Consider the following 276-nt stretch of genomic DNA (forward strand, 5'->3'; position numbering starts at 1 on the left):
TCAGAAATGCCGGGCTCGCCTTCTGGCGGCTCGCAGGCATCAATTCCCCGCTCGCGGCCTCGACAAAGACGGGCTCCCGGCCGAAACGATCGACATCGTGCCTCGACGCGAACGCATCCATCGACCTGAACCATTTGTCGCAATGGACAATGCACTCCGGGCCGCATTGGTGCCGTTTAAGCAGCAGGTTCGCGCGAATCGCCGGCTCGCGCGTGATGTTGACCGACTGGCTGCCGTCCTTGCGTTTCGCGATCAGCACCGGGCTATCGAGTGCGG

General features: G+C 63.0%; 1 protein-coding gene. It reads right to left on the reverse strand.

Going from position 1 to position 276, the window contains the following annotated elements; all coding sequences use genetic code 11:
* The coding region (locus SB754_RS20065) for a hypothetical protein (RefSeq protein ID WP_410784135.1) at positions 1 to 259 on the reverse strand (259 nt) is incomplete at its 3' end.
* Positions 260 to 276 lie beyond the last annotated feature (17 nt).

This window comes from Leifsonia sp. SIMBA_070, assembly GCF_046534635.1.
Classification (GTDB): domain Bacteria; phylum Actinomycetota; class Actinomycetes; order Actinomycetales; family Microbacteriaceae; genus Leifsonia.